This is a genomic window from Geobacillus sp. (assembly GCF_017515625.1).
Lineage (GTDB): Bacteria > Bacillota > Bacilli > Bacillales > Anoxybacillaceae > Geobacillus > Geobacillus stearothermophilus.
Genome location: NZ_JAFWFM010000006.1, coordinates 1 through 4,852 on the forward strand (window position 1 = coordinate 1; position 4,852 = coordinate 4,852).

Here is a 4,852-nt window from a genome sequence, read left to right on the forward strand (position 1 = left end):
GGGAAACCCAATCGTGTCGAGACTTCGACTCCATTTCGAATGTTCACCTATTAGGTGAAGAACCCCGAGTGCAATATTTTGTTGATTGATCCAGTTTTCTTGGCAGCTTTGAACGCGTCTTTATCACGGATTCAGGAAATAGAAAAATTGACCAAGAAACAGCGGGAAAAACGTTACGGGGAGGAGGATTTTTGCTAAAATAAAAGTAAAAAACAGAGCAGGGGCTGATCCAACAGTGAATGATCTCAATCTCTTTTTAGCGTTCGGCGCCGGGTTTTTGTCGTTTATTTCCCCGTGCTGCCTGCCGCTTTATCCGGCGTTTTTGTCTTATATTACCGGCGTGTCGGTCAGCGAGCTGAAAGAAGAAAACGCCATGCTTAATCGCCGCAGTTTATGGCATACGCTTTGCTTCTTGCTAGGATTCTCGCTCATTTTTATCTCCCTCGGCTTCGGGACATCGTTTCTCGGCCGGCTGTTTGCCGATTATCAAGATGTGATCCGGCAAATCGGCGCGGTCGTGATCGTCGCCCTCGGCCTTGTTGTCGCCGGGCTGTGGAAGCCGGCGTTTTTGCTGAAAGACCGGCGCATTTCGTTTCGTGAGCGGCCGTCCGGCTATTTCGGCTCGGCGCTGATCGGCATGGCGTTCGCCGCCGGCTGGACGCCGTGCATGGGGCCGATTTTGGTGGCGGTCATCGCTTTGGCTGCCGCGAACCCGGGCTCGGGGATGATGTATATGCTCGCGTATACGCTCGGCTTTGCCGTTCCGTTTTTCATTCTCTCGTTTTTTATCGGCAAACTGCAATGGATCCGCCGCCATAGCGCCCCTATCATGAAAGTGGGCGGGTATGTCATGGTGGCGATGGGCGTCGTTTTGTACTTTGACTGGATGACGAAGCTGATCGCTTATACGACGAGCTTGTTTGGCGGGTTTACTGGTTTTTAGCGGCTGTTGTTCGAGGAATATCGTTGAAGAGAGGATGATGAAAAAATGGCGTCCATTTTAACATCTTTCCGAAAGAAGTCTCCCACTTCTAAACGAAGTGAAAGTGGGAGATGAATTTTGGTTAGGTATAGCCTAAAATTGTCTCTTTTCCGTGAAAATCCCACGTTGGTGAGTGGTGATTTTCATGCCCGAGCGGAGGGCAAACCATTGCCCATGGATCTTTTCTGGCCGCGCTGGATTTCCCAAGTTCAAAAACCGCAAGGCGAAACAGTCGTACACCACAAATGCCGCGTTTTTTGTTATAATGATAGCGTTGTCCATGAATTTTGCCGGAAGAAGGTGATGGCTTTGGCGTTCATTACATCGCTCATCGCCGTTGTAATGGCGTTTTTCATCTTTTTTGTGCGCATGAAGGCGTCAGAAAAGCCGACGAATGCCAAAAAAATTATTTTGCCGCCGCTGTTTATGAGCACTGGGGCGCTCATGTTCATCGATCCAATCTTTCGCGTCACACGCGGGGAGCTCATTGAGGCGGTCATTCTCGGCCTGTTCTTCTCGCTGTTTCTCATTAAAACGTCGAAATTTGAAATCCGTGGCAACGATATTTATTTGAAACGCTCAAAATCTTTTATTTGGATTTTGCTCGGGTTGATTGTCATTCGTCTTGGCTTGAAAACGTATTTAGGTCGAACGATCGACTATCGCCAGTTAAGCGGCATGTTTTATTTGCTCGCGTTTTCAATGATCGTCCCATGGCGGATTGCGATGTATGTTTCGTATAGAAAACTGGCAGCGCAGCTGAGACCGCCGATTCTTACGTGAAAAGGCGTCCGAGAGAATGTAGACGCCTTTTCTTGCGCCAAGTGCATAAAACGGCCGCGAGGCGTCAAACGTTGCGTTTTCGTTGAGATCCGCCTCTTGTTTGCCGCGTAGCGGCCGCAGCGAGCCGCGAGGCGAAATGGTGAAAAAGCCGCCGTCTCATCTGTCGGTTCGGATGAGCGTCAGCGGCTTTCCAACAAATGTTGATATGGGGCGAGATCGATGTTTTTCGCTTGCAACGTCCGGATCAAAAATTTATGATCGCGCTTGGGGGTTGCGATGATGTAGCCGCGAATGAGCAAATCGCGTGTGATGCGCGGCGCCTGCTCCTTCAAGGCAAGCTCGCCGATTTTGCCGGCGATTTTTTGCCGGGCCACGTCGCGAAACAGTTCGGGCACAGGGCGGACAAGCTCCTCAAGCAGCGCCTTTTCTTCATCCCCCCATAAATGGCGCGTCTGCTCAATATAATACTCCTGCCAGTCGAGTTCCGATTTTCCATCTTCTTTCGACAGTCGTTTCAAAAATTTGCGGAACATAAAAAAGCCGCCGATCGACATCATGACAAGCAAAAAGACAACCCAAACCAAAATAAACCAAAGAAACCATCCGGTCAGCACGATGACCACCCCAACTACTGATCGAGAGTTTGTCTTCTGCTGTCCGCAACAAGCAGGGCGGCAGAGGACAAGTTTCGTCTATTATTATGTCGAAAAGCGCAAGGTTTGGCAAGCATTGAGAGCGCGTCCAGCATTCTGTTACGGTCCGTAACGCAACTGTAACGCAACTGTAAAGATGCCTGCCCCGTCCTAGAGCGTCAACGGTTTTGAAATAGGCTACCCGCTCGTCTGGAAATGAAAGACAGTGACGCGCCTAGTTTTGCCTGTTAATCTAGTAAGAAAAGAGAAACAGGAAGAACGATGGAGGCAAGGTGGATGATGGAAATGAAGAAAACAATTGCAGCGCTGGCCATAACTTGCAGTCTGGCGCTTGGTTCACAATCGGTGCTGGCGGAAGCGGCGGGCTCCTATACATACTACCAAGTGAAAAAAGGCGATACGCTGTCGAAAATCGCCAAACAATATCATACAACGGTGGCTTCACTAAAATCGCTGAACAGTTTAAAAACGGATACGATCCGCATTGGCGCGAAATTGAAAGTCCCGGCGGCTGCGAAGCGTCCCGCCTTGGCATCAGCCGGCAAAAAGGTGATTTCGCTCACCGCCGCCGACCGAAAGCTGCTTGCTCAGCTCGTGCAGGCGGAGACCGGCTCGAGCGAGCCGTTTGCCGGCAAGGTGGAAGTGGCGCTTGTCGTTTTAAACCGTACAACGCACCCAGAGTTTCCAAAGACGGTGCGCGGCGTCATTTATCAAAAAACGAAATCCGGCTATGCGTTTGTGCCGGTGAAAACGGGGAAATTGACCCGCATTCAGCCGACCAAGCAAGATTACGAGGCGGTCGACAAGGCGCTGGCCTTATTCCCAAACGACCGCCGTGGCTCGCTTTATTTCTACAATCCGAAAATCACAAAAGACAAGTGGATGTTATCGCGTCCGGTGACGATTCGCATCGGGCACCATGTCTTTGCGAAGTGAACAGAGCCGGGACAGGCTCTGTTTCTTTTTGGACGTATGGCTCCATAAGGCAATCGCCGCCGCCAAGCAGGGGAAACTATCCGAATCGCGCCGGCTGTTGGAGCAGGCTGGGGCAGAACGGCAAGCCGCTCACGAGCTGCAAACGTCGTTGCGACAGCCGGAAGGCAGTCTACGGCTGTGACGCTGCTGATGGTGCGCGCCCAAGACCATTTGATGACAGCGATTGCCGTCAAAGAGTTGGCGGCTGAATTCGTCGATTTGTATGAACACATTCAATCGTAAAGGCCAACCCGCCCGTTTCACTCGGACGAGTTTTGGCAACCAATGATGTAACCATAATTTAATTATGTAAACAAAACGGCATCAAAACAGTTGCTCCAACGTTTGCTGCCGGTTGAACGAGGCGGTGCTCCCCGCTCCTTCTTGGCAAACGGAACGGGGGGCACGCCGCCCTTCAGCCGAGCGGTTTACATATCATGGCTTGTGTTATGTTTTTGCCGCGTGTGATTGCGGTTCTTCACTTTTTTCGAACCGTCAAGCGGCTCCGGCTGCCCAGGATTGTCGCCTTTTGGGGCGTTTTTGCGCATATCTTTGCCGTCGTTTTTGTTCGTCATTTGTTGTCCCTCCTTTATCCGTTAGCATGCGGCGTTGTGCTTTCGCTTATTCGGCGCATAATTTGCGCCCGGTTTGAAACGATAAGTAGTGAACGACCGCGATGACTGCGAAGGAGGGACGAGCCATGGTTTACCATAAAACGAAGCAAGAGGCGTTTCAAGCAGCGCAAAAGGCGACGATGGAAGCGAAAGAATGGCACGATCACTTGGTGCGTGATCAAGCCGACTACGGCCACCAGCTGGCCCATCTTCGGCAAGAAGTAAACGAGGCGTTCGCCCAAATTGAAAACGCGCTCGAAGTTGCCTCGGAAACGCAGCGCGTGCAGCTCGAAAAATTCCGCAGCGATTTGCAGGCGATCGTTGACGAAGTCAATGAAAACGAGTAAGGGAATGCCGGCGGCGGACATTCCCTTTTTTCATGCTATGGCAGTCCGGGATGGAGGAATGGCCGCCACGCTATTGGTTCTTTTTTCGTTTTTTGTTGTTTTGGCGCTGTGCTTCTGTCAGTGGTTCATTGGAAAACTCTTCGTTGTAGCCGGCCCCCATTCCTTGCGCTTTGGCGGCGTTCATGCCAGGGATCACGTGGTTTGCTTTTCGCTTTGCCATTCGTTTCACCTCCGCTTCTAGTTTGCGACGAAACGGGCGCCTTATTCCTCTTTTGCCGCCGTTAAGGAAGCCAGCCCGTGAGACACTGGAAATCATTATTTACAACTTGTGCTGTTCTATAATAAGATAAAGTCGTGCCAGGCGTGTTGATTATCCAATAAAATCCAAAGGGTATAGAAAAAAGAGCACCTTTCCTGTAGAATGTGAGTAGCAACACAAACAAACCCAGGAGGTGCTCTCTATGAACAAGCATACCACACTCCCGAATTTGATGCAAA

Annotated in this window: 9 protein-coding genes; 6 read left to right on the forward strand and 3 right to left on the reverse strand. The window is 50.7% G+C overall.

Features of this window, described 5'->3' with window-relative positions:
• Positions 1-235: 235 nt before the first annotated feature.
• Together IKE44_RS00485 and IKE44_RS00490 are read left to right on the forward strand one after the other, a co-directional pair.
• Positions 236-943, forward strand: coding sequence for a cytochrome c biogenesis protein CcdA (locus IKE44_RS00485; RefSeq protein WP_033017306.1), 708 nt, complete (start codon positions 236-238; stop codon positions 941-943).
• Between the two features lie 348 nt (positions 944-1,291).
• Positions 1,292-1,765 carry a CcdC family protein gene (locus IKE44_RS00490; protein ID WP_033015158.1) on the forward strand — a complete coding sequence of 158 codons (474 nt, stop codon included), beginning with the start codon at positions 1,292-1,294 and terminating at the stop codon, positions 1,763-1,765.
• Positions 1,766-1,944: 179 nt separating this feature from the next.
• On the opposite strand, the gene IKE44_RS00495 is transcribed toward IKE44_RS00490, so the two are convergent.
• A complete protein-coding gene (locus IKE44_RS00495; RefSeq protein WP_287464676.1) occupies positions 1,945-2,379 on the reverse strand; it encodes a DUF2621 domain-containing protein in 435 nt (144 codons plus the stop codon).
• Positions 2,380-2,703: 324 nt separating this feature from the next.
• Between IKE44_RS00495 and IKE44_RS00500 the strand changes: the two genes are divergently transcribed.
• From IKE44_RS00500 to IKE44_RS13695, 3 genes are read left to right on the forward strand one after another with little or no spacing between them, the layout of a single operon-like run.
• A complete protein-coding gene (locus tag IKE44_RS00500; protein WP_064213502.1) occupies positions 2,704-3,354 on the forward strand; it encodes a cell wall hydrolase in 651 nt (216 codons plus the stop codon).
• Between the two features lie 28 nt (positions 3,355-3,382).
• Positions 3,383-3,535 (forward strand): PTS lactose/cellobiose transporter subunit IIA, encoded by a 153-nt coding sequence (locus IKE44_RS13690; RefSeq protein ID WP_353806749.1) that lies wholly within the window; start codon positions 3,383-3,385, stop codon positions 3,533-3,535.
• A complete protein-coding gene (locus IKE44_RS13695; RefSeq protein WP_230581334.1) occupies positions 3,532-3,636 on the forward strand; it encodes a PTS lactose/cellobiose transporter subunit IIA in 105 nt (34 codons plus the stop codon). Before IKE44_RS13690 ends, IKE44_RS13695 begins: the two co-directional genes overlap by 4 nt.
• A 185-nt stretch (positions 3,637-3,821) precedes the next feature.
• Here IKE44_RS13695 and IKE44_RS00510 read toward each other — a convergent pair whose 3' ends face one another.
• Positions 3,822-3,968, reverse strand: coding sequence for a small acid-soluble spore protein P (locus tag IKE44_RS00510; RefSeq protein ID WP_011230843.1), 147 nt, complete (start codon positions 3,966-3,968; stop codon positions 3,822-3,824).
• Between the two features lie 125 nt (positions 3,969-4,093).
• On the opposite strand from IKE44_RS00510, the gene IKE44_RS00515 reads away from it, so the two are divergent.
• Positions 4,094-4,354, forward strand: coding sequence for a hypothetical protein (locus tag IKE44_RS00515; protein ID WP_011230844.1), 261 nt, complete (start codon positions 4,094-4,096; stop codon positions 4,352-4,354).
• Positions 4,355-4,424: 70 nt separating this feature from the next.
• On the opposite strand, the gene sspO is transcribed toward IKE44_RS00515, so the two are convergent.
• Positions 4,425-4,574 carry a small acid-soluble spore protein O gene (gene sspO / locus IKE44_RS00520; RefSeq protein WP_008879509.1) on the reverse strand — a complete coding sequence of 50 codons (150 nt, stop codon included), beginning with the start codon at positions 4,572-4,574 and terminating at the stop codon, positions 4,425-4,427.
• Between the last annotated feature and the right edge of the window lie 278 nt (positions 4,575-4,852).